The following is a 22,571-nucleotide window of genomic DNA, read 5'->3' as shown; positions in this document are numbered from 1 at the left end:
ACCAGATAAATCTATCTAATAGATGTAAAGGTCGAAGGGAGGAATGGAAATAGTGACTAACCAGCTGGAAGAAGAATTTATTAATATGGTCAAAGACAATAAAGAAGACTTTTATAGGCTTGCCTATAGCTATGTTAAGAACGAGCAAGATGCTCTGGATATTGTAGGAGAGGCTACATATAAAGGGCTTAATTCCTTAAATAAATTAAGAGAAAGAAAATATATGAAAACTTGGTTTTATAGGATACTTATAAACGAAAGTATTGCTGTGGTAAGGAAAAATAAAACCATAGTTTATGATACAGAATTTATAGAAACTATTACAGAAGATGTCTTAGATAAGGATGAAATTTTAGATCTTTACAATTCATTGGATAAATTATCCCACAAATACAAGACTGTGATAATCCTAAAATATATGAAGCAAATGCGAATAAATGAAATTGCAGAAATTTTAAATATGAATAGTAATACTGTAAAAACCCGGCTTAAAAGAGGAGTTGATAAACTTAAATTAATTATGGGAGGTAAATAATAGTGGATAAAAAATTAAATGAATTTGAAAAATTATACAATGACATCAAAATACCTGACAATTTAGATAGAGTAATAGATGATGCCATTAATAGAGAAAGGGATAACAAGGTGGTAGTAATGAAAAAAACGAAAAGGAAAATATTTAAGACCATAAGTATAACAGCAGCTTCTTTAGTGTTAGTCATTGGTCTAACCGTTAATTCAAGCTATGGCATTGCTGAGGAGATATATAAAATTCCCGTAATTGGGGAGTTAGCTAAGATGATGACGTTCAGAGAATATGTTGTTGAAAATGAGACATCGATCAAGAAGGTAACTATACCAAATGTGGAAATCGAAAACACAGTTGTTGAAGAGCTTATTAACGATACAATAAATAAAAAAGTTAATGAAATATTAGAAGAGCAAGCTATTCTTGATGCCGAGTACAAAAAAGCGTATTTAGAAACGGGAGGCAAGGAGGAAAATTTCAACAAGATAGAAATGACTGTGGATTATAAACTATATTATGCATCGGACAATGTTATTTCCTTTGAAATATTTAAATATCAAACCTTAGCCCCTGCATATAATGAAAACTATTATTATAATATCAATCTTAAGACAGGAAAAAATGTAACCTTAGAAAATCTTTTAGGAGAAGACTACGCTAGCTTAGTAAAAGAAAGTGTAGAAAAGCAAATAATAAATCGTATGGAAGAAAATCCTGATTTAGTATATAACTTAGATTGGTTTAGAGAAGTAGAAATACATGAAGATAGAGGCTTTTATGTAAATGAAAACGGTGACATTGTAGTAGCTTTTGCTAAGTACGAGATCGCTCCTGGTAGTATGGGTAAGCAAGAGTTTGTAGTAGGGAGTATAAATAATGTTAGATTTCCCGATGAAGTTACTATTATCGGTGAGGAAATATTCTCAGTAGACGCAAAGTATATAAGCAGTACATCTAATACTATTACTCTCAATATAGATGGGCAAGAGCTAACATTACAAAGTATGATGCAGTATGATTATGAAAAAGGAGAACTTCTCAAGGTAAAATATGTTTTAGAAGACGGTAAAAGGCTTGTTATGCTTCAGTGTTATCCTGCTAGAAATAGAATCGAGATAACTGTAGAAAAATTACTTATTAATGAAGATGGATTGATTACTATTAAAGGCAAGACTTCTGATAGAAAAACATACACTACTTCAATTGATCCTGGAGTAAAGGTAAACTCTCATAAAAAGGATCTTAAGATAGGCGATAAAATAGAGATATACTACGACTCTATAACCGATGATAAGGTTAAGCATATTATTCCATATGTTATTAATCTAAAAGACTCTAGTAAATAAACAAATATTTTTCCTTCTTAATATAAAAACAGAAGCTATGGTATAGGCTTTACCCTATACTCGAGCTTCTGTTTCTTATTTACGATATATTAGTATTTATTGATCTTTATGCTTAGGAACCTTGATAATGGCCTTGAATAAATCTCCATCTATTTCTATATCAAAGCTTCCTTTTTGAACATCAATAAGGCTTTTTGCTATAGATAGTCCCAACCCGCTACCTTCACTACTCCTAGATTCATCACCTCTTTTAAAACGCTCCATCAGTTCGTCAGCTGAGATATTCAGCTCATCGCCAGATATGTTTTTAAGGATTATCATAATCTCATGGTCTAGCTCTTCGATATTTATATATACCCTTGATCCTTGAAGGGAGTATTTAAATATGTTGGATAATAGGTTTTCTATGACCCTCCATAGTAGTTTTCCATCTGCTTTAACATATAGTTTCTCCTCTGGATGAATAACTTTAAATTCTAGATTTCTTTCCTCAATTTTATTATTAAGCTCCCCTAACCCCTGAGTTATTAGGAACACAATATCTATTTTCTCGTAGTTTACCGGGATACTTCCACTAGAAGCCTTAGCAGCTTCAAACAAATCATCGGTCAGTACCTTTAGCCTGTGAGATTTTTGCTCAATTATATCCATATACTCTTCTTTCTTAAATATATCTTCTTCCTTTTTAAATAGGTCTACATAGGTGATTATAGATGTCAGGGGTGTTCTTATATCATGGGATACATTGGTTATTAGCTCTGTTTTTAATCTTTCACTTCTCAGTTCATTGTCTACTGCTTTGTTGAGTCCATCGGCTATACTATTTATATTAACGGCTAGTTTTGAAAACTCTCCCTTGCCTTGTACATCTATCGTGTGATGAATATCTCCATCTTTTATCTTCTCTACACCTTCTTTTATAGCCTTAAATTCCTTTACCTTCTTAAGGGCCAACCACGCCGCTATTCCTATGGTTATTGGAAACATAAAGAATGTTAGGGCTACTAAGATCGGATATCCTATTACTATTACGACAATCTTTACTCCTACACTTCCACTATCATATATATCCTTTAAAAATCTATACAGCTTATAGAATATTGTAAAGGTTAATGTATGCTTTATGATTGTTCTATTTTTAATATGTTTAAATAGAGATAGAACAAGTATCAGTCCTAGAGAACCAATTACCATGGTAACTGGAAATATGAATCGGTGAAGATCACCATAAAATAAAAAACTCATAATTTCAAACCATAGGGCTATTAATGAAATGCATATTGCTAAATTGAACTCATTATATAGCTTGTCAATAAAATTCATATGCACTTCTTTATCCTTACGCGATTTTCTACCTATAATTAATAGTAAATATATAAGCGATAGTATCAAACCAAGTAGGTAAACCCCTACCCTATATATATTGTTAGTGACAATCACTTTATTCTCTTTCCATTCTTTAATTCTTGGATTTAGAAATTCATCGGTAAAGGAAATGTAGATGGCACTATTTTGATTATCTATATCATAGGAGGTTTCACTAATTCTATAATAATATCTGCTATCCATGATTTCTTTTGGGTATATTTCTTGGTTAGACTCATCAAATATTATATATGATGGGTAGGATTTAAAATGCTCTTTATCTTTTTTAGAACTATTTGTATATGTATTAACGCCGTCACTAACGTAATACATAACACCTTTATATTCTTTAATCTTTTCTAAGGTCAAATTATATTCTCTTAGGTCTTGTTCTATTAGTTCATTCTTTATCTGTGCTATTTCTTCAGCATACATTTCTTTGAATTTTTCATAGTTTTTATCACTACTCAACTCTGGATCATAGCTTTCAGATCTATAGTTTTGAAATAGTTCTTCCACGCTTCTACTAATTTCATCCTCTGAAACGGTTCCACCACTTAAAATATATTCTTTACTCTTATATTCTTTCATTATTCTTGTTAAAGTTCTTATGATATCTCGACTTTCGAACATAAAGTCTTGACTCTTGTAGTAGCTACCTTCAAGGACAATCTCAGGGTTAACCTTCTCTTGTTCTATTATATTTGTAAACGTCGTTACTGCACTAGTAAAACAAAATATTGTAATCATAAAGACAATAACCTTTGTTACGATTGAATGGCTATAGCTTCTCGACTTTGTATCCAATTCCCCACACCACCTTTAAGTATTTTGGCTCTTTAGGATTTATTTCAATCTTCTCCCTTATTTTTCTTATATGAACTGCTACTGTGTTTTCTGGGTTAACGGGAATCTCTTTCCATACCCTTTCATATATCTCATCTATGGGATATACTCTTCCAGCATTTGAAGTCAGTAACTTTAATATTTTGTATTGCACTGGAGTAAGCTGAATCTCCTCCCCATCAACGGTTGTAATCTTTGTCTCGTCATTTATCTCAAGACCACCAGTTTTGTATACATTGCTTTTTGCTTCCATGCTTCCTAGGGTTGTGTATCTTCTTAGTTGAGATTTAACCCTTGCAATCAATTCCAGAGGATTGAAGGGCTTAGTAATGTAGTCATCGGCTCCCATGTTTAATCCCATTATTTTGTCAGTATCCTCAACCTTCGCCGAGAGCATTATAACTGGTATATTTTTATCTTCTCTTATCTTCATAGTAGCTCTTAATCCGTCCATTTTAGGCATCATTATATCCATTATAATGAGATGAATTTCATTTTCCTCTATTACTTCAAGAGCTTCTATTCCATTGGATGCTTTAATCACTTTGTATCCTTCGTTCTTTAGATAAATTCCTATAGCGTCTAATATTTCCTTATCATCATCACATACTAATATATTCATTTCCGCTCACCTCTTATATAAAAGTTTTTTTATTATATTATCTCACACCCTCTACTATTTATTATAAGCTAATGATAACAAGCATTTCTTAAGAAATTCCAAAGACAAATCTTAAGAATTTCTTAATGTTAATGGTAAGAGAGAAATAGAATAAAAAAGTAAGGCTCATCTTTAAAGATTGAATAAAATTTAAGGGTAAACCCGAGGCTATCATTTTTGCAAATAAAAAAACCATTCACTATCGAATGGTCTTGTATATAGGAAAAGTAACTGTTTCTATTTTCATAAATTAATTTGCATCTATATCTTTCATATCTTCACTTCGAACAAAAGTATGACATAACACACAGTGGTAACTATTTGTTGTTATTGTTAAATTATTACCCTCTGAATCCTTCTCAGATCTTTCACTTTGGGTCATTTTCATATCCGTCAAGGAGTTGCATTTAGGACAAAATTCTCGAATCATCTGATCCTCCTTCATAAAGTTTTATATGTACTTAATATTATAATTAATTTTTACTAAAAATTGCAAAATTTAATTCTGTTTAACTATAAAATTTTTTTCAACTGCCTCCTTAAATTTCTTACTCTATCTTTATCCCCTTTATTTCCAACGTACCTATTAACGCATTATAGAAAGATTCTCCATTATTATCTGGGTCAATCTCTATTTTTAATAACTTTCCGTCTTTATTAGTAATTTCAATAATATCTCCATCTATATCTTCATAGCGATGCTTAACATCGACAACATCGATTAAATTAAGTGCATTTGTTGATCCTTTCTTATGATATATAATACGTTCGTTTGTTAGTAGTGCAGCCTCTGTCCCATCTAAAGAAAGTGTACAGTCATAATAAGCTATAAGTTCCTCAGTATTATTTAAAATATTATGTTCTTTAATATATTCTAAGGCATATTCCTCTATCTCATTACTAAACAATACCCCACCCTCTGGCTGCCCTGCAATCCAAACAAAAAATAAAATTACTGCAAGAATTATTATTCCAAATATAGCACCACATCCAATAAGAAAAGGTCTACAACCATCACCTTTTTTATTGTTTTCAAGATCCATTTTTATCTCCCCTTTAATTTTATTATATAGAGTTTCAAGCAAGTCTTAATTTATTCATGTCAAAATATCCAATGTCTCTAGGGATTTTTAATGTGTATAAATTAAAGCTTTGACTGGAATCTCTATATTAATGTATAGCTTTTACTATCAGCTTTATTTATTATCTAAAAGCTCTACATAGTTCCTCACTCTTAGGACTATCTCTTCTCTTATTTCCTTATTATCTTCGACAGGCTTATACTTTGTATTGTAATAACCTATCATGTCAATCACTTTTACACCTAGCTCGTCAATAGACTTACGCATGGCTTCCATGGTATACCCCATGGATTCTTCGGTTTTTCCCTTACATACTCCTATTATAATAGCTTTCTTATCAGGAGAAAGTCGGCTACTCCATATTCCACCGGTATAATCATTTAACGAAAATGTTCTATCTAGCAGTGCTTTCATCTGTGCTGTTACATTGTAATTGTATGATGGTGAGGCTAATATGTATCCATCGGCTGATTTCATTTCATTAATGATCTCTCCTAAGCTATCTTCAATATTGCATACGCTCTCCTTTATACAATACTCACAGGCATTACAAGTCGAGATATTTTTGCTGTCTAAATAGTATTTTTTTACACTTATATTTTTCTCATTTAACCCTTCTATTACATAGTCAGTTAATAACTCAGTATTCTGGCCTTTTCTTGGACTGCCGATAATCGCTAGCCACTTTTTTTCCATGTCTATCACCCTTTGTCTTAGAATATTATACTTGCTCATGTTTTAAACCGACTAAAAAGAAATTAGACGAATTTTGTATAATTCCTTTGACTATTTTTGTCGATTATCTAAAATAATCTTAAGTCACTCTATATCCACATCCCCGATACTCAAGCAAAAAAGTATTTGCAAGCAATTAAGGCTTCCTCTTGGGAAGCCTTAATTTTATTGATATCATCTATCTTTTATATCATTTCATAATATAATATTCATCTATTTTCCATTCAGAATTTGGAACTTTATGAAGTTTTGATTTAACCTTAATATCTCTTTTCTCGCCCTTAACTTTTATTACGAACTCTGCCTTTCCATACCCATCCGACGTTGAAATGGAGCCACTTGGAAAAACGCCATATCCTTTAATTTCTCCAACTTCAAGGGCTACTTCTTGATCATTCTCGATTTGTGTAATCGTAGCTTTATATGCACCGCTGTTCTTCAAAATACCAAATATTCCACTAATCAAAATAGTTGTCATAATTACAAATATTACTACAATCACTACTATTATTTTTATTACTTTTTTATTATTTATTGGCTTAGTATTTTCATATTTTGCTTTGAATTCTTCTAGTGCTTCGTTATACTCACCTGACTCTTTTTCAAGCTTAACAACAATTGTTTTTGCCAGCATATCGCCTAGTCTCATTCCTTTTGAATTGAATATTATAATGAAAAATTCAATTGGCCAAATTACTATTGTAATATTCCTTAAAAACAGTCTCCACTTATCAGGCACTTCATCAGGGTTTTCTACACACCTTACTCCTAAGCTAAACGCTCTCTTGCCAATACTTCTTCCATTAAAAATATCCTTTAGTCCATAAATTAATGGTATACCTAGAAACAGAGGTATTCCGAAAATCCAACTAGCTTCATCGGAAGTAACGTCAAAAATACTAATTATTCCTATTATTCCTATCATAAATAGTACACACACTATAAGATGATCTAGAAGAAATGAAATTAATCTTTCACCAGTTGTACTTACTCTTTTGAATTGTAATTTCAAAACAAGTCCCCCACTTTCAATATTATGATAGTTTTAAAGTCTAAAGATATATGTATTTCATAAAAGACCAATAAAATTGGCACTATTTCTTTTGAGATAATTTTATACCGCTCCAGAGGATATGCTATCTTATCTATTGAAAAAGTGACTTAGCAGCTAGTTAATCGGAGACCTACACTCATAGGTATGCTCTATTATTAACCGCTATGTCACTTTTTTATATTTATTACCATATTATGATTTTTCTTCAAGCCATTTTGTCATAACGTCTAAGGCAAGACCAAAGTTTCCTACTTGACAGTGATTATGTCCTTGATCCTCTTTGGTAAATATACGTTCAGTAATTGATTTGGTATTTGTAAGGGCTGCGACTTGCTTATAGTGCATTTTTAGAGGAACAAAATGATCTTCTGCCCCTGTCAGTATAAGCACATCTTGCTTTACCATATCGGAATGTAGATTCTCCTCATTACATTCTAGTATAACCCAGCTAGCATCCATCGGTGTATCCTTCTTGGTCATATACATAAGGTTGTTTAGTGACCACTTTTCCTGAGCTCTCACTTTAGTTTTTAAATCTCCTAAATAGTTCATTAATCTTGGAAAACGGAAAAGAGATTTTGCAAAGGCCGCCACAGGAGCAGGAGGTATTTGCATGTAATCAAAGGCAATACTGGATGCTATAACCTTACTAATTCTCGGTTCAAATGCAGCTGCTCTAAAGCATAGCCAACCTCCCATAGAAATCCCTAGTAATGTTACATCATCCAGACCAAAATGATCAAGAACTGCTTTCACAGGTTTCTCCCATTCATGGGTAAATGGAATGTCGTATTTTTTTAATGCAGCTCCCTGTCCTGGCCCTTCAAACATGACTACTTCGTATCCTAGGTTAGAGAAATAACATGCCATAGAATAAAACTCTTCCATAAAGGAATCGAATCCACCATGAATGACAATAGTCCCCTTATTCTCATCTTTACTTGATGGTATTTTAATTGCTGGTAAGAAGGTTTCTCCATAGGGTACTGAGACTCTATTTATATTATCATCTACAACAACAGTATTATAGAAAAGATCAATAAATTTTTCATAAAGCTTTATTTTATCAGGATCATTTGGAAGAGTAAAAAATTCAGCGGCTCTATAGTAAAAGGCTGCATTCATCATTCTTTTTTCTTCAAGAGCTTTCTCTGCCTGTCTTATCATTTCTTCTTTCCAGTCATCGAGCTTCTTTATTCTTTTAGCAGCTTCCATCATATCTTCTAAACGCGTATAACCAAAGGAATGCCATCTGTTCAACTGGAAATCTATAATCTTAGTCTTGTGCATAGTATAATAACCTACTGGAAAGTTAAATTTTCTCATTTCTTTACACTCCCTTCATAGCTATTATGAGTTTTTACTTTCTTTTTAGACCACCTTCAAGAAACTTAAAAAAGTAATCGTATCCTTCCTCATATTGGTCCATCTCCATGTTGTTTAATATTTCTACAGTATGAGTAAATAGATAGTTGATTATATTCTTTATAAATTCTTCAGGTAGGTCTTCGCGAAATTCTCCTCTTTTTATTGCATCTCCTACTAAATATTCAAAATACTCATTGTCTTGAAAATTGTATTTCTTTAATGCAGTTTCATAAATATCTGTTCCGCGTTCTCTAATAAACCTTTCAGAGAATTTGTAGAAGCTTTGGTTCTCTCTAGCAAACTCCATTCCGCTCTTTGTTAATAATCTTAGCAGCGAAAAGAAGTCATTGTTTTTATAGTCTTCTGCTTTAATCTCTCTTGTGAAATGATTTTTCTTTTTTTCAATAAGAATTCCTATTAAATATAGATATAAGTCTTCTTTATTTTCAAAATGATAATAGAAGGTACCCTTACTCATTCCTGCATCCCTTAAAATATCATTAATGGATGCCTTTACATATCCTCTATTACTAAATTGCTCTAAAGCTACTTCTATCAGTTCTTGTTTTCCTTTAAAGTTCTTTTCCTTACTTATACTCAATGTTTGTTACCTCCATTTAAGTGTGCTCTATATAAAGAAATACAATTTTCTTTTAGACTTATAGGTCTAGACCTCAAAGTCTAGACTTGTAAGTCTATTATATTCCTATTTGTTCTCTATGTCAAGTCTATGGGTATATTTGGAAAATATTTATATAGTTAAATTCAATGACTACAACACATATCTTATAAGATATTCTATCTTTATTTTCCACTGAATATACATAGATTGGAGGCGATGGATATGGGTAAAATCTTGATCGTTACAAGCTACAGAAGGATATTGGCTATATTAATACTGCTAATACTTGTCGGTATATTAACATATTTGCTTTTAATGCATATTGGTTTCTGGAACGCCATACAGGTATCTGAATTTCTAGGAAATGAAGAGACTGAGGAATTAGCTAAGGAGAATAGTCGACTAAGGGATATGCTTAAGGGTATATTGCCAAAGGACCAAAGGGTATTATATGAAAATCCATACAGACTTTATAGAGACCAAACTGTTACAGTTGAGTCAACTTCTTTGAAGAAAGTAATCGAAAGTGGAAAGGATATACCCTTTAAAGTTTCGTATAAGATTCCAGAATACCTGCGTCCTATTTATGATCCAATGTGGGCAGCAGCCTACTATCGTGGATGGGTTGATCTAGAGTATAAGGTAAAAGAAGCTCAGCATCGTCTATTTGTTTTTCCATTAGGCTTAAGCAGTAGATACGATTTTACTGGAAGTCTAGGTTTTGATGGCAGCCCTAGTGTCGATGTCCACAGAAATATCAATTTTCTCATTTATCATTTTGATGTAGAAGAAGTGAAACAATTGGGAAATCAGATCGCCATTGTAGGAAGGCCTAAACGAAGAGGTGTGGAGGTTATCGCTGTTAACAAGGATGATTTATTTCCTAAAGGTGAAGGAAAGGGAAGCTTCCTTATTCAGCTTTCTACTACTGGAGGATATGAGGTTGATTTCATTTATGAAAAGCATGTTATGAAGTATGAGGATTTAATGAAACATATTCAAGAACATACTGTTAAAGCAAGTCCAACAGCTACATCTCTAAAAGAAGAGCTTACTTTAGAGGAACTGAAAAATGAAAATAAGGTCTTAAGAGAGGAATTATCTAAATACATCCCAATAGAAGATAAAGAAATAATCACAGAGAAGAAATGTCGACCATGGCCTGGTTTTTATAAGGTTGGAAAGACCTTCAGTATAGACTCTGCATGTGAAAATAGTGCAGAGATACAATATAAGATACTTTATCAGAACAAGAAATATAGAAGGCCCATATATCATCCTGCATGGAAAGAGAATGTTCAAAAAGGATGGTCATATATTCCTGATAAGATATGTGAAAACCTACATACATTGTTTAGTATTCCAAGAGACCCTCATAAGCAATCTGACTTACTTGGCAAGCTAGGCTTTTTTGAAAAATATTCTCCTATTCATAAGAACGAAGTAGGTTTTCTGATTTATAATTTTGAAGTCGATAAAGTGATCAAGTATAATAATCAAATTATCTTTATGGGTGTACCATCAAGGACAGGCGCTGAGATTATATCCATTGATGACAGTTCTATATTAAATATAAAAAACTATCTTGTGCAGTTGTCTACGCCTAATTGTATAGAGATTGATTATGATATTTTAACAGCTGAGTAAATTGCTCTATAATATATATTTTCTTATAAAATAGGAGGTGTCTCATAAGAAACCCTTATGAGACATCTCCATTCTATTTATATCCCTTTTATACTTGTACCTCTGGAGGTATACAAATCTTTACTCCAGGTACAAAATCACATGGTGTAAGCTTAGGATTGTAGGTCAGTAAATCCCCTACACCTACAACGAAGTTTTCGGCAATTGATGTCAGTGTATCTCCTTCTTCTATTACATAGGTTTTCCCTGTGTTGCAGTTGTCATAGGCATCCTTTAATGGAATACATATGGTTTGACCTGGAGTTAGAATATCATTATAGTTTTTGTTGGCTTTCTTAAACTCTTCGTATGAAAAATTATACTTAGTTGCTATTTTCCAATAGTAATCTCCTACTTGTACTTCGTAGGTAAATCCTTCCGGGCATCGTATTTCCTTTTCTGGTATACAAATGATTTGACCTATAAATAACCTATATGGGTCTATCATTGGATTTGCTATCAATATATCCCTTACAGTTGTATTGTACTTTTCTGCTAATGCATATAGGGTATCACCGGGCTGGATATAATAATATTGTCCATTCTTACATTGGACAGGTATACAAATAACATCTCCCACGGCTAAATTTAAAGGATCTACCATTGGGTTCAGATCATAGAGCAGTTCAATGTCAATGCTTAATTTTCGGGCGATTTCATAAAAACTGTCTCCCGGTCTAATCATATATGGAATTGATCCTCCTGGACACCTTCTATATAGTGGATCGTACATAAGTTATTCACCTCGATATTTTTTATGTTTCATTTCATAATATTCAGCTTATCTATGAATTGTTAAAAATCACCGTCGAAAATGTTAATTTTTTTCTCTGTTTTTTTAATTAATATATTTATGTGCAATTTAGGAAATAACTAATATAAGAGCAAAGATAGTATATTTCAGAATAGGGGTGTAAAAAGTGAAAAAGATTAAAATGCCAACTGCTTATGCTATTTTATTTGCAATAATTATAGCTGTTGCAATATTAACCTGGATTGTACCTGCTGGAGAATATGATTATGTTGATCCAGATGCTTCAAAAAAAGAACCAATCCCTGGTACATATCATACTGTTGAGCAAAATCCCCAGGGACCAAAGGAAGTTGTTTTAGCACCTGTAACTGGCTTTTATGATGCTGTAGATGTTGCATTATTTATTATAGTAATTGGTGGATTTTTGGGTGTTATCATGAAAACCGGAGCCATTGATGCGGGAATAGCTGGGACAACTCAAAAGCTAAAGGGTCGAGAAAACGTGATGATTCCGATTCTAATGATTTTATTTGGACTTGGAGGAACGAGCTTTGGTATGGCTGAGGAAACGATAGCATTCTATCCTTTAATACTACCGGTCTTTATTGCAGCCGGATACGATGCTATAACGGCTACTGCTGTTGTGCTTTTAGGGGCGGGAGTAGGAGTTTTAGGCTCCACTGTAAATCCATTTGCTACAGGTATAGCCTCTGGTTTTGCTGGGATTTCACTGGGTGAAGGTATTTTTTTAAGAGTGATAATACTAGTTGTTGGTGAAATAGCAGCTATTCTATATGTTATGAGATATGCTAATAAGGTTAAAAAAGATCCTTCAAAATCATTAGTATATGATATGAGGGAAGAAAATAAGAAACATTTTCTAGCTGAAAGTAGTGAAGGTGACTTTCCAGAATTAACAGGTAAAAGAAAGAGTATTCTATTCCTATTTGGATTAACCTTCATAATAATGGTAATTGGAGTTATCCCCTTTGAGGATATTGGAATTACTTTTATCCCAACTTTAGGATGGTGGTTTGGAGAATTAACTGCCCTATTCTTAGTTTCAGCAGTTTTAATAGGAATAGTTGCTAGAATGAATGAAGAGGAGTTAGTATCCTCCTTCGTTACAGGAGCACGTGATCTACTGGGAGTAGCCTTGATAGTAGGTATATCTCGCGGTATAACCGTAGTAATGAATGCGGGTAAAATCACCGATACGGTTTTAAACCTAGGCGAAAGTACCCTTTCTGCAACGGGATCTATAGCCTTTGCTATATTGACATACATCTTCTATATACCTTTGTCTTTTTTAATTCCTTCGACATCTGGTCTGGCAACACTTTCAATGCCAATTATGGCACCACTAGGGGATTTTGCTGGAGTGGCGAGGAATATAGTTATAACTGCTTATCAATCTGCTTCAGGTATAGTTAATTTAATAACACCTACTAGCGCCGTTGTTATGGGTGGCTTAGCTATAGCAAGAGTATCCTACGATAAATGGTTAAGATTTGTATGGAAATTTCTATTGATGTTAATGGTGATAATTATTGCCGCATTAAGTCTTGGAGTTATAATGAGTTAGAGACTTTCCTTGTTAATTTTATAAGATACACAAAGAAAGAAGTGGGTTGGGTTTAATTCAATCCACTTCTTTCTTTGTGTGTCCATCTCTTGCTTTTTCTTTAATCCCTTTGTCGATCCATGTCTAACATATTAAAAATATAAACGATATATATCCTTTGACTAGTTTTGTCGATAATTTTAATTTTTTATTACTTTCTTTCAGTCATCTGTCCTGTCATAAATTTATGTTGTATAATTAAATATAATGTCATTATTTATCAAATATCGTCTGATATAATCCTACTATAAGTGCGCATATATTAAACTAGAACATTCTTAAGAAGGAGTTAACTTTATGACCATAAGTCCAAGAAAAAAAGCCTTTCTAAAAAGACGTTTTTATAGGCGTTTATTTGCATTGACGGTACTAATCTCTATTATTGTTTTAACTACATTTATTTTTATGAAGTCTTCACGAAATTATATTTTTACTATTTGCATAGATGCAGGCCATGGTGGCTATGACCCCGGTGCCATGAACCAAACCCTTAAGGTTAATGAAAAAGACCTAGTGCTAGATGTTTCTCTAAAATTGGGTGAGATTTTAGAGAAACAGGATGTAAAGGTCATATATACTCGAGAAAAAGATAAGATACCTTGGACAACTCAAAGAGAATCATTACAAGGACGGTCTGAAATCTCCAACAAATCAAATGCCGATATTTTTATATCAATCCATGTTAACAATTTTCCTAAATCCAGTAAGGTTAATGGTACAGAAATCTGGTGTAGATTTAAGGATACTGAGGATGCAATTCTTGCTACTGAGATCAACAGTAGGCTTTCAGCTATGAACTATACAAGGGATAGAGGTCTTAGATATGAAAGCGATAAGAAACTTTTTGTTTTAAGAAATACGAATGCTACATCGGTATTAGTTGAATTAGGCTATATCAGCAATCCTCAAGACTTAGAATTTCTTATGTCCGAAGAGAACAGGCTTAAGTGCGCAGAGGCCATTGCTGAGGCTATTATGAGTTACTATTCACAAAGAGATAGCTAAATTTATATAACAAGGGACCTGACATATCAAACACGTCAGGTCCCTTGTTATATTTTTATATCTTTAATTTTTATCATCAAGGTCTATATAAGATAGATTTAAACTATTTCCTCTTTATCTAAAGAATATAGATACTCGTCATTGAAGAAGGCATGTTCCTCTGGTAATCCACTTATAACTCCGACTTTCTTTAGTCCAATCTTTTGTAATACTCTGTTTGATGCTATATTTTCAGGATGAACGGCAGCAATTATATTGTCTAGTTCAAGTTCTTCAAAGGCATATTTTAGCATTGCTTTCGCTGCTTCCGTTGCATATCCTTTGCCCCAGTGATCCTTTCCAATAGAATAAAAAACCTCATTCTTACTTCTATCATACGCAATCCCACCAATACCACAGAATCCGATTATTTCTCCACTTTGCTTTATTGTCATAGCAAAAAAGTGACGGAAATTATGATGGTTCATATCATATAACCATAAAACCATCTTAATAAATTCCTCTGCACTTTCAACACCACTCCATGGTTCATCTGGAGTATATAGATACATTTCTTTATCCTTCATGATATTAAAAATTGAATCCCTGTCATCTAGTGTAAATGGCCTCATTGTTAATCTCTCAGTATCGATTCTTATGGTTTTGTCAAACATAATTGTGTCTCCTTCTTTTTAGTAATATGTATTGCATATCAATTATACCATAATTAACCATAAATCGATAATTTCTGTAATTGATTACTCAAGAATAAACTTAAGTGCCTTTCTCAATTTGTCATCAAAATCCTTAGGTGCACAGTGGCCTACTCCTTTATTGATATAGTATTCATAGGGAAGACCTACTTCATCAAAGGTCTTAATCATTTCTTCCTCGCTCTCCATTGGCAGCACAAGCTCGCCTTCCATAAACACTCCCTTTATCCCTCTTTGGGCAGCAAGCCTTACATTCTTCTTCGTAAAAGCTTCCGGCTTTATTTCTGGGCATAATGCAATGAATCCTTTTATCGGAAAGATATGGGACATAGTAAAGTCAACAGAGGTAATAGCTCCTCCAGAAAATCCTCCAATTAATATTGAGCTTTCATCTATTAGATATTTCTTAGCTATAGAGTCATAGCAGTCTTTTATGTCTCGTCTAGCAGTTTCCGTATCATCAAGCCATCCATGTCCGTTATGACACACTACCTGTGAAGACTGAATATATGCAAATATAAAGTTATTTTCTATAAATACATCGGGTTTCCAATATCCGCTTAGTTCTTGCATATTGGATATGCCATCTCCATGTAAGGCTATAAATAATGGATACTTCTTCTCTGAGTTATAGTTTGCTGGAAGATGTACAACATATTTAGCCTTTGTATTGGCTTTAAGCTTATCAAGCATTTTATCATTCTTTGCTTTTAATTCTTCGTATCCACTTTTCTTCTTTAAAGGCTCAAAACGCTTGAAGTGTATAGGAAATGCATAGCCTTCATTAACGATCTGTTTGATTTCTTCAAAGCATTCATCATACCTTTTACACATGGTGTATAAAACTGTTTTTACCCATATAATCGTAAAATAATTATCCTTAATCTCATTCTTAGGTAAAACCTTTAATGCTTCTTCAAGTAATTCCAATGATTCTTCATATTTCTTTTCTTCATATAAAGCATCAATAGCTCTATCCACGTCAATAAATTTATTATATTTCATTATCCATCCCCCTAAATTTTCTTATTTTATCTGTAAGGTAATTTGAGTATAACAAACAAAGACTGACACCATTATGTCAGTCTTTCTAATATTTTTTTATTACACAGAGGTTACCCATGCTATGCTACCTAATAATTCATCGATAATCTCATTTAGAATATCATCTTTGAAGGTTTTTAAAACTAAATCACTTTGTTTCAAAAATCTAGGTATTTTATTCGATACACTTTCTTTACAAGGTCTAAATTTTTCTAGAACTTCATCCTCTAAATCTTCAAAACTATATACTTTAAATCTCTCTATATCATATCTTTGAGCGGCTTCTTCAAATATAGCCAAAACGATCTCTTCGTAGTTAACATCCTTCTGAAGTCCAAGTAGCTCTGCAAGCCTTGGGATTATATATTCAAATAACATTCTTTTAAATGGCATATCTGGAGTTCCTAATATTTTGCCCATTCTAAGGACTGTGTCTTCATCTAGATTCATAAAGTAATCTAGAAAATAACTTTCATTTCCCTTTGGCCTTACGTAATATTTTCTGCCCTTTAATTTATGAAATGTCTTAATGGTATCAAAATATCCAAGCTCCATATTTCTTCTAATCTTTGACTGTGAAAAATCAAGCATTCTTCCCAGTTCTTCAGATGGTTTTATATAAGTAATATTTAGATTATCCTCTACTGCCTTAAATATAGGTTCATATTTATCTAGTTTTACTACAATTAAATCCTTGTAACCCTTTGATGAAAGCAAGTTAATTGGAAGTTTATTATAGTACCCTCCATCTATAAACAGCTTTCCATCTAGCCTTTCCTGCTTGAAAACGAGCATTCTGGAACTAGCAAGTAAATAGTTTATGAGCTTGCCTTCTTCTATATCTTCAATAAATAATTCTAAGGGCTTCATATCTGTAAGACATATTGTTGTTATACCAAAATCCATATCGGATTTTCGGATTTTTTCCTCATCAATATTTACCTTTAAAAGCTCCTTCAAAGGTGTTATGTCGATCCCCATATCATTCCACAGCTTGCTTAGTCCTTTTACTAAATAATTTATCTCATCATATTTTATATCAAGTTTCATTAATTTTTCTGCCATCTCGTCCTCGACATTAACCACCTGTGATGGAGATAGGTTATACCATAAATCATAGGTCTTTTCAAAGTCATCCTGTATAATCATCGCACCATTTAGTGCTCCTACAGAGGTTCCAGAAATCCCTTTAATTTCTACGCCTATTTCCCTCAGAGCCTTCCAAGATCCTATTTGAAATGCTCCTCTAGCTCCTCCGCCTTCCAAAACTAAGCCGTACATAATATTACCCCCTTTTCTATCTTTTATTGTTTAACATTTTTTCAAATATATATAATCCGTTATTAATTTCTAGTCATAGGCCTTTTTAAGCATTATAGGTGTTAGTATTGTTGAAAGAATCACAAGTAGTATAATCGAAGTGAAGATATCATCTTTTATAAATTCCGTCTTCATTCCTAGATTGGCAACTATCAAGGCTACTTCTGCCCTTGGAACCATACTTATACCAATTTGCAGTGACTCCTTTTTTGTAAAGCCTGATAACTTAGCACCAATACCTGAACCTAAGATCTTACTGATTATTCCAATAGCAGCTATGGTAATTGCAATTCCCAGGTTTCCAAATACTTTTTGAAGCTGTACACCTAACCCTATGTTTACGAAGAATATAGGTATGAAAAATCCATATCCGAATCTAGATACTTCCTTAGTTATTCGACCCTTCAATTGAGTAGTGGATATAACAACACCTATGAAGTATGATCCGATAATAGCAGCCATACCGAATTCACTGGCAAAACTAGCAAATAGTAATGCTAAGATTAGCGATACACTGAGCAGATATATAGGTTTTATTTTTCTAATTATCTTTCTATTCTTTAATATAAACTTAGAGAGCATTCCTCCAACAATAGATAATATAAGGAAAAATGCAAGTATTTTTAATATAAGCATTGTTACACTAGTGTGTCCCTTACCAAAGACTCCAAGAACTATAGTTAGAATAATAATCCCCACTATATCATCAATTATTGCTGCTCCTAGAATACTTACTCCTTGTTTAGTTTTTAATTTTCCCATCTCCGTTAGGGTTTGGACAGTAATACCCATACTAGTTGCAGTTAAGATTACTCCTACAAAAATGGCTTCTGAAATTTCGACGTTATCCTTTATTAAATAGATACCTAGCATCCCCAATGCAAAGGGAGCTATAATTCCACCTACTGCGATGGAAGAAGATTTCTCAAAGGATTCCTTTAATTCGTTATAGTCAGTTTCAAGTCCCGCTAGGAACATTAAAAGAATTACACCGATTTCAGCTAGGTTACTTATAAAACTGCTGTGGCTTACAAGACCAAATATTGAAGGCCCAACTAAAACTCCCGCTAAGATCTGTCCTAAAATTCTCGGTTGACCGTACCTTCTACATATAAGTGTTCCTGCACCTGCTGCAATCAAAATTATTACTAAATCCACTAGAAATTTCATGTCTGAATGCATTTTAGATATCCTCCATTTTTATTTAGTTAGCTAATAACTAACTATTTATTTTTTCAAACCTATTTTCTCTTAATTGCATTTAACCCCTTGTTTAATAAAACTGACAATCTTTCAACCTCATCCTCTTCTAAGATCTTTTCAAGATCATTAGCAAATTCTCGATACACACTTAACTGTACCTCTACTAAGGCCTTGCCTAAGTCAGTTAATTCTACATAAAATACCCTTTTATCCTCATCGGATTGTACCTTTCTTACAAATCCTTGCTTGATCAATTTGTTCACCATTGTAGTGACAGAAGGTTTGGCATACTCTAATTCTGCAGCAATTTCTCCTAATGTCGGTTTTCCTTTTTTATTGATAACCTCTAGGTAATCCAAATGATTAATACTGATTTTGGATAGATCCTCTATATTAAACTGTGCCATAGCCTTTTTTGTTAACTCATCATCTAGATAGTAATATATATCTTCAAATATTTTTTTTAGCACTGTTATCCACCTCTTTTTAATTAGTTTCAAACTAACTAATTTCATTTTAGTTTAATTGCTTAATATTGTCAACGGAAATTTCAAAAGATTTATAGATAAATTTCTAGAAAAACTTGACAAAATCACAAAATGGAAATATAATAAATTTGTAATCATTACAATTTTATATTCATTACAGATAATTTGTGATAATCTTTAGGTAAATAGTCTTACTTAGTTAAGCAAGATTCCACCCCTTTTATATTAGTCTTATCGATTTCCAGCACTGTATATAAGGGTATGATTATTAATATAACAATTTTTGCATGTATAAGGATATAGAAAATTTATAACCAGAAAGGAGGGAATTACTTATGTCATCTAATTTTTACACAAACTCTTATTTAGAAAATCACGATAGGTTAGAAGCAGAAAGAAATGAAGCAAAGCAAAAAATCAACGAGATTCAAACTCTTTTGCCTGCAATGTTAGAAGAGTTGAAGCAAGTGGTATATAGATTAGATAGTATTGAAAAAGCTATGAGTAAATAATATCTTTTAGGCTAACGGCAAACCTAAATTTTCAAACAGCCTGTAATCTTCTATAACTAGGGGACTGGTACATAGATACACTTAAAAGAGTGTTTCTATTTACCAATCCCCTGTTTAATCTTAGATTTTAGTTTATCCATTTCTCTGATTTTTTTCATCTTTTTCAATAAAATAAGAACCAAAGGTGGTACATCTATCTAAGCATAAACTGCTACAAAAATCCTGAGGAAGTAGAACTTCGATAAATAGAATCTATTTGCTAGGGATTCCAAATCTATATCACTCTCTAAACTATCCTCTTTATGGTTAATAGTATCTTCAATAACATCTACATATTTCATTTTATCCCTCTCCCCTCTTTCAATAATTATATCAAATACACCAAAAAACTTTTTCTTTCATATAGTAAACCAAAAAGGAGTCTGTGACACTATGTCCAGTAAAAGATTTAGAAGGAAGCGTCTATCAATTATAACTTGGAACATTTATTTTGGAGCAGATCTCAATCCACTCATTAATACAACTCCAGAAGAAGTTCCTGAGGCTGTAACTGAAGTATTTAATCAATTTAAGCAAACAAACTTTCCAGCAAGGGCCAAGTCTATTGCAAAGCAGATATGTAAGGCAAGGCCCGATATTATTTGTCTTCAGGAGGTAGCCGTATGGACAGTTCAATCGCCAACAAGTTTAGATGTAATTGATTTTTTAGATATTCTTCTTGGAGATTTAAAGAAACTAGGCTTAGACTACAATATAGTAGCTATAAATAGAAATTTTAAAAGTAGACTTCCAAGCAGTACAGATGACATGATTGGAATATTGGATCGTGATGTTATCCTTACAAGTTCAAAATCTCCATTGAAATTTTCTAATATTCAAGAAAGTAACTTTGAGACAAACTTAGTTGTTCCAGTTGGAGGTCAGCCTTTTACAGTTTTAAGGGGTTGGTCTTCTGTTGATATATGTCTATATAACCAAAAGTTTAGGTTAGTCAATACTCATTTAGAGGCAAACTCAACTGAGATTCGTTTTGCTCAAGCAAATGAGTTGTTAAATGGTCCTGGAGTTACAGATCTACCTCTTCTTTTTATAGGAGATTTCAACTCCGATGCAGAGTCTGATGAATCACCAACCTATGACCTGCTAATTGAATCTGGTTTCACCGATGCCTGGGATATCGAAGGTAGAGGTCCTGGTTTTACATCTGCTCAAGCTAGAAATTTACTTAATCCAATCTCTACTCTAAGTGAAAGAATCGATCTTATTCTCTTTAGAGATAGCTTTGATGTTAAAAGGATTAATAGGGTTGGTGATAGGCAAAGAGATCGAACCCCTTGTGGACTTTGGCCATCAGATCATGCTGGAGTTGTTGCTAAGCTCAAATTTCATCATTGCTCACATTTTTTAGAGTCTAGTTCCATGGTAGAAACAGAATAATAAAATCCTATAAATTATATGAATAGTTATCTCATCACGATTGGTGATTTCTACTATGATTCCCTATATGATATATTTTTTATGTTACTTATTGAACATGAGATAATCTATTTGAAAAAAAGAGCTGGATTCTAACTATCAGCTCTTTTTAAGGTTAAACTACAATTCTATATCCCAACGCTCTTCGATTAAATGTTTTCCCCAAAGATCATGTTCACGTGTTTCAGTTAATTCAAATCCATAATATTTATAGAGATGACGAGCAGCTTTCAGATTGTTAAGAGTCCAGAGAAAGACCCTCCTGTAGTTCTTTTCTTTGCAAAACTCCATAGCTGTTTTCATCAATCTCTTTCCTAGTCCTCTACCACGTATATCTGGGTCAATAAGGAACCAATGAAGTTCTGCTATAGAATTTTCTATTTTCACAACGGCTATGGTACCTATTATCTTCCCATCTAATTCTGCAACCCATATATCTTCTCTCTCCTTGTCATGGGATTTAACAAAATCATATATACCATTAGTAATGTAAACCCTGAATGTATCATCAAATTCATATTCAGAACTATACAGTTCTAAATGTCTTTCAATAATATGTTCAATATCCTCCGATTTAAAAGTTCTAATATTAATAGGCGAAATATCTGAGGTTAGAGATTCTTCTATATATTTCATTGAATTAACCAGTTTTTCCTGTTCTTTTTTGTTTAGATGCCCTATTAGCTGTTGGATTTGACTGTTGGATTTTTCCACAATCTTAGAAAGAGTTTCTTTTCCCCTCTCTGTTAAGTAGAGCAAGTATGCTCGACCATCGGCTCTAGATTTTTCTTTGTAAAGAAGCTCATTGGACTCAAATTTCTTTAATATTCTACTCAAATGTCCCGGATCAACGTCTAGCTTATCAGTTAAAATATTTGCGGTGCAATCCTTGATATTTCTAATTTCAAAAAGAACACGGGCTTCCATAAGAGTAAATGGACTATCGAGTATATGTTTATCGATCAATCCTAATATTTTTGTGTAAAAACGGTTAAAGCTTCTTATCTCTAAAATTATCGATTCGTTTTTCATTAAAATCCCCTCTTTAAATTATCAGAATTTTATATTAATTATATAGAATTTATTTGACTGAGTCAACTATTTTTTTCTGTTACAATTCCAAAAGATCCTATTTCAGAATAAAAAATATATAACTTGA

23 protein-coding genes are annotated in these 22,571 nt (G+C 32.7%); 7 read left to right on the top strand and 16 right to left on the bottom strand.

Annotated features, from left to right (window positions below; all coding sequences use genetic code 11):
* Positions 1 to 52 precede the first annotated feature (52 nt).
* Together R9X47_RS24350 and R9X47_RS24345 are read left to right on the top strand one after the other, a co-directional pair.
* Entirely contained in the window at positions 53 to 535 is a 483-nt protein-coding gene (locus tag R9X47_RS24350) for a sigma-70 family RNA polymerase sigma factor (RefSeq protein WP_432663690.1), read from the top strand.
* A gap of 2 nt (positions 536 to 537) precedes the next feature.
* On the top strand, positions 538 to 1,875 hold the full coding sequence (locus tag R9X47_RS24345; protein ID WP_432663689.1) for a DUF3298 domain-containing protein: 1,338 nt from the start codon (positions 538 to 540) through the stop codon (positions 1,873 to 1,875).
* Between the two features lie 96 nt (positions 1,876 to 1,971).
* Here the strand turns inward: R9X47_RS24345 and R9X47_RS24340 are convergent, their stop codons facing one another.
* The 8 genes from R9X47_RS24340 to R9X47_RS24305 form a co-directional block, all read right to left on the bottom strand.
* Positions 1,972 to 4,047: a histidine kinase dimerization/phospho-acceptor domain-containing protein gene (locus tag R9X47_RS24340; RefSeq protein ID WP_432663688.1), complete on the bottom strand. Its 2,076-nt coding sequence runs from the start codon at positions 4,045 to 4,047 to the stop codon at positions 1,972 to 1,974.
* Positions 4,022 to 4,708, bottom strand: coding sequence for a response regulator transcription factor (locus tag R9X47_RS24335; protein ID WP_432663686.1), 687 nt, complete (start codon positions 4,706 to 4,708; stop codon positions 4,022 to 4,024). The genes R9X47_RS24340 and R9X47_RS24335 overlap by 26 nt, the downstream gene beginning before the upstream one ends.
* 289 nt (positions 4,709 to 4,997) lie before the next feature.
* Positions 4,998 to 5,177 carry a hypothetical protein gene (locus tag R9X47_RS24330; protein ID WP_432663685.1) on the bottom strand — a complete coding sequence of 60 codons (180 nt, stop codon included), beginning with the start codon at positions 5,175 to 5,177 and terminating at the stop codon, positions 4,998 to 5,000.
* Between the two features lie 118 nt (positions 5,178 to 5,295).
* On the bottom strand, positions 5,296 to 5,790 hold the full coding sequence (locus R9X47_RS24325; protein WP_432663684.1) for a hypothetical protein: 495 nt from the start codon (positions 5,788 to 5,790) through the stop codon (positions 5,296 to 5,298).
* 153 nt (positions 5,791 to 5,943) lie between these two features.
* Positions 5,944 to 6,525 carry a flavodoxin family protein gene (locus R9X47_RS24320; protein ID WP_432663683.1) on the bottom strand — a complete coding sequence of 194 codons (582 nt, stop codon included), beginning with the start codon at positions 6,523 to 6,525 and terminating at the stop codon, positions 5,944 to 5,946.
* 229 nt (positions 6,526 to 6,754) lie between these two features.
* Positions 6,755 to 7,576: an RDD family protein gene (locus tag R9X47_RS24315; protein ID WP_432663681.1), complete on the bottom strand. Its 822-nt coding sequence runs from the start codon at positions 7,574 to 7,576 to the stop codon at positions 6,755 to 6,757.
* A gap of 234 nt (positions 7,577 to 7,810) precedes the next feature.
* On the bottom strand, positions 7,811 to 8,944 hold the full coding sequence (locus tag R9X47_RS24310) for an alpha/beta hydrolase family protein (RefSeq protein ID WP_432663680.1): 1,134 nt from the start codon (positions 8,942 to 8,944) through the stop codon (positions 7,811 to 7,813).
* A gap of 34 nt (positions 8,945 to 8,978) precedes the next feature.
* A complete protein-coding gene (locus R9X47_RS24305) occupies positions 8,979 to 9,587 on the bottom strand; it encodes a TetR/AcrR family transcriptional regulator (protein WP_432663679.1) in 609 nt (202 codons plus the stop codon).
* 243 nt (positions 9,588 to 9,830) lie between these two features.
* On the opposite strand from R9X47_RS24305, the gene R9X47_RS24300 reads away from it, so the two are divergent.
* Positions 9,831 to 11,255 carry a hypothetical protein gene (locus tag R9X47_RS24300; protein ID WP_432663678.1) on the top strand — a complete coding sequence of 475 codons (1,425 nt, stop codon included), beginning with the start codon at positions 9,831 to 9,833 and terminating at the stop codon, positions 11,253 to 11,255.
* Positions 11,256 to 11,343: 88 nt separating this feature from the next.
* Here the strand turns inward: R9X47_RS24300 and R9X47_RS24295 are convergent, their stop codons facing one another.
* Positions 11,344 to 12,027: a LysM peptidoglycan-binding domain-containing protein gene (locus R9X47_RS24295; protein WP_432663677.1), complete on the bottom strand. Its 684-nt coding sequence runs from the start codon at positions 12,025 to 12,027 to the stop codon at positions 11,344 to 11,346.
* Between the two features lie 187 nt (positions 12,028 to 12,214).
* On the opposite strand from R9X47_RS24295, the gene R9X47_RS24290 reads away from it, so the two are divergent.
* Positions 12,215 to 13,633, top strand: coding sequence for a YfcC family protein (locus R9X47_RS24290; protein ID WP_432663676.1), 1,419 nt, complete (start codon positions 12,215 to 12,217; stop codon positions 13,631 to 13,633).
* 336 nt (positions 13,634 to 13,969) lie between these two features.
* Positions 13,970 to 14,677, top strand: coding sequence for an N-acetylmuramoyl-L-alanine amidase family protein (locus R9X47_RS24285; protein ID WP_432663675.1), 708 nt, complete (start codon positions 13,970 to 13,972; stop codon positions 14,675 to 14,677).
* Between the two features lie 98 nt (positions 14,678 to 14,775).
* On the opposite strand, the gene R9X47_RS24280 is transcribed toward R9X47_RS24285, so the two are convergent.
* The 5 genes from R9X47_RS24280 to R9X47_RS24260 form a co-directional block, all read right to left on the bottom strand.
* Positions 14,776 to 15,330: a GNAT family N-acetyltransferase gene (locus R9X47_RS24280; protein ID WP_432663674.1), complete on the bottom strand. Its 555-nt coding sequence runs from the start codon at positions 15,328 to 15,330 to the stop codon at positions 14,776 to 14,778.
* An 84-nt stretch (positions 15,331 to 15,414) separates the two neighbouring features.
* A complete protein-coding gene (locus R9X47_RS24275; protein WP_432663673.1) occupies positions 15,415 to 16,374 on the bottom strand; it encodes an alpha/beta hydrolase in 960 nt (319 codons plus the stop codon).
* A gap of 99 nt (positions 16,375 to 16,473) precedes the next feature.
* A complete protein-coding gene (locus R9X47_RS24270) occupies positions 16,474 to 17,694 on the bottom strand; it encodes a patatin-like phospholipase family protein (RefSeq protein ID WP_432663672.1) in 1,221 nt (406 codons plus the stop codon).
* A gap of 69 nt (positions 17,695 to 17,763) precedes the next feature.
* Positions 17,764 to 18,915: a cation:proton antiporter gene (locus tag R9X47_RS24265; RefSeq protein ID WP_432663671.1), complete on the bottom strand. Its 1,152-nt coding sequence runs from the start codon at positions 18,913 to 18,915 to the stop codon at positions 17,764 to 17,766.
* Positions 18,916 to 18,974: 59 nt separating this feature from the next.
* Positions 18,975 to 19,406: a MarR family winged helix-turn-helix transcriptional regulator gene (locus R9X47_RS24260; RefSeq protein ID WP_432663670.1), complete on the bottom strand. Its 432-nt coding sequence runs from the start codon at positions 19,404 to 19,406 to the stop codon at positions 18,975 to 18,977.
* 353 nt (positions 19,407 to 19,759) lie between these two features.
* On the opposite strand from R9X47_RS24260, the gene R9X47_RS24255 reads away from it, so the two are divergent.
* Positions 19,760 to 19,936 (top strand): hypothetical protein, encoded by a 177-nt coding sequence (locus R9X47_RS24255; protein ID WP_432663669.1) that lies wholly within the window; start codon positions 19,760 to 19,762, stop codon positions 19,934 to 19,936.
* Positions 19,937 to 20,133: 197 nt separating this feature from the next.
* On the opposite strand, the gene R9X47_RS24250 is transcribed toward R9X47_RS24255, so the two are convergent.
* A complete protein-coding gene (locus tag R9X47_RS24250; RefSeq protein WP_432663668.1) occupies positions 20,134 to 20,277 on the bottom strand; it encodes a hypothetical protein in 144 nt (47 codons plus the stop codon).
* A gap of 91 nt (positions 20,278 to 20,368) precedes the next feature.
* On the opposite strand from R9X47_RS24250, the gene R9X47_RS24245 reads away from it, so the two are divergent.
* On the top strand, positions 20,369 to 21,373 hold the full coding sequence (locus R9X47_RS24245) for an endonuclease/exonuclease/phosphatase family protein (RefSeq protein WP_432663667.1): 1,005 nt from the start codon (positions 20,369 to 20,371) through the stop codon (positions 21,371 to 21,373).
* Positions 21,374 to 21,532: 159 nt separating this feature from the next.
* Here the strand turns inward: R9X47_RS24245 and R9X47_RS24240 are convergent, their stop codons facing one another.
* A complete protein-coding gene (locus tag R9X47_RS24240) occupies positions 21,533 to 22,444 on the bottom strand; it encodes a bifunctional helix-turn-helix transcriptional regulator/GNAT family N-acetyltransferase (RefSeq protein ID WP_432663666.1) in 912 nt (303 codons plus the stop codon).
* Positions 22,445 to 22,571: the final 127 nt, after the last annotated feature.

Source organism: Wukongibacter baidiensis, assembly GCF_050888315.1.
In the GTDB taxonomy this organism is placed as follows: domain Bacteria; phylum Bacillota; class Clostridia; order Peptostreptococcales; family Caminicellaceae; genus Wukongibacter; species Wukongibacter baidiensis.
This window is presented reverse-complemented; position numbering and strand designations above follow the sequence as displayed.

What these genes read in the sequence shown, in the direction of transcription:
- R9X47_RS24245 (WP_432663667.1), top strand. Translation starts at nt 20,369, where the DNA reads ATGTCCAGTAAAAGATTTAGAAGGAAGCGTCTATCAATTATAACTTGG.
- R9X47_RS24265 (WP_432663671.1), bottom strand. Translation starts at nt 18,915, where the DNA reads ATGCATTCAGACATGAAATTTCTAGTGGATTTAGTAATAATTTTGATT.
- R9X47_RS24325 (WP_432663684.1), bottom strand. Translation starts at nt 5,790, where the DNA reads ATGGATCTTGAAAACAATAAAAAAGGTGATGGTTGTAGACCTTTTCTT.
- R9X47_RS24270 (WP_432663672.1), bottom strand. Translation starts at nt 17,694, where the DNA reads ATGTACGGCTTAGTTTTGGAAGGCGGAGGAGCTAGAGGAGCATTTCAA.
- R9X47_RS24310 (WP_432663680.1), bottom strand. Translation starts at nt 8,944, where the DNA reads ATGAGAAAATTTAACTTTCCAGTAGGTTATTATACTATGCACAAGACT.
- R9X47_RS24255 (WP_432663669.1), top strand. Translation starts at nt 19,760, where the DNA reads ATGTCATCTAATTTTTACACAAACTCTTATTTAGAAAATCACGATAGG.
- R9X47_RS24330 (WP_432663685.1), bottom strand. Translation starts at nt 5,177, where the DNA reads ATGATTCGAGAATTTTGTCCTAAATGCAACTCCTTGACGGATATGAAA.
- R9X47_RS24320 (WP_432663683.1), bottom strand. Translation starts at nt 6,525, where the DNA reads ATGGAAAAAAAGTGGCTAGCGATTATCGGCAGTCCAAGAAAAGGCCAG.
- R9X47_RS24285 (WP_432663675.1), top strand. Translation starts at nt 13,970, where the DNA reads ATGACCATAAGTCCAAGAAAAAAAGCCTTTCTAAAAAGACGTTTTTAT.
- R9X47_RS24300 (WP_432663678.1), top strand. Translation starts at nt 9,831, where the DNA reads ATGGGTAAAATCTTGATCGTTACAAGCTACAGAAGGATATTGGCTATA.
- R9X47_RS24275 (WP_432663673.1), bottom strand. Translation starts at nt 16,374, where the DNA reads ATGAAATATAATAAATTTATTGACGTGGATAGAGCTATTGATGCTTTA.
- R9X47_RS24335 (WP_432663686.1), bottom strand. Translation starts at nt 4,708, where the DNA reads ATGAATATATTAGTATGTGATGATGATAAGGAAATATTAGACGCTATA.
- R9X47_RS24280 (WP_432663674.1), bottom strand. Translation starts at nt 15,330, where the DNA reads ATGTTTGACAAAACCATAAGAATCGATACTGAGAGATTAACAATGAGG.
- R9X47_RS24250 (WP_432663668.1), bottom strand. Translation starts at nt 20,277, where the DNA reads ATGAAATATGTAGATGTTATTGAAGATACTATTAACCATAAAGAGGAT.
- R9X47_RS24295 (WP_432663677.1), bottom strand. Translation starts at nt 12,027, where the DNA reads ATGTACGATCCACTATATAGAAGGTGTCCAGGAGGATCAATTCCATAT.
- R9X47_RS24240 (WP_432663666.1), bottom strand. Translation starts at nt 22,444, where the DNA reads ATGAAAAACGAATCGATAATTTTAGAGATAAGAAGCTTTAACCGTTTT.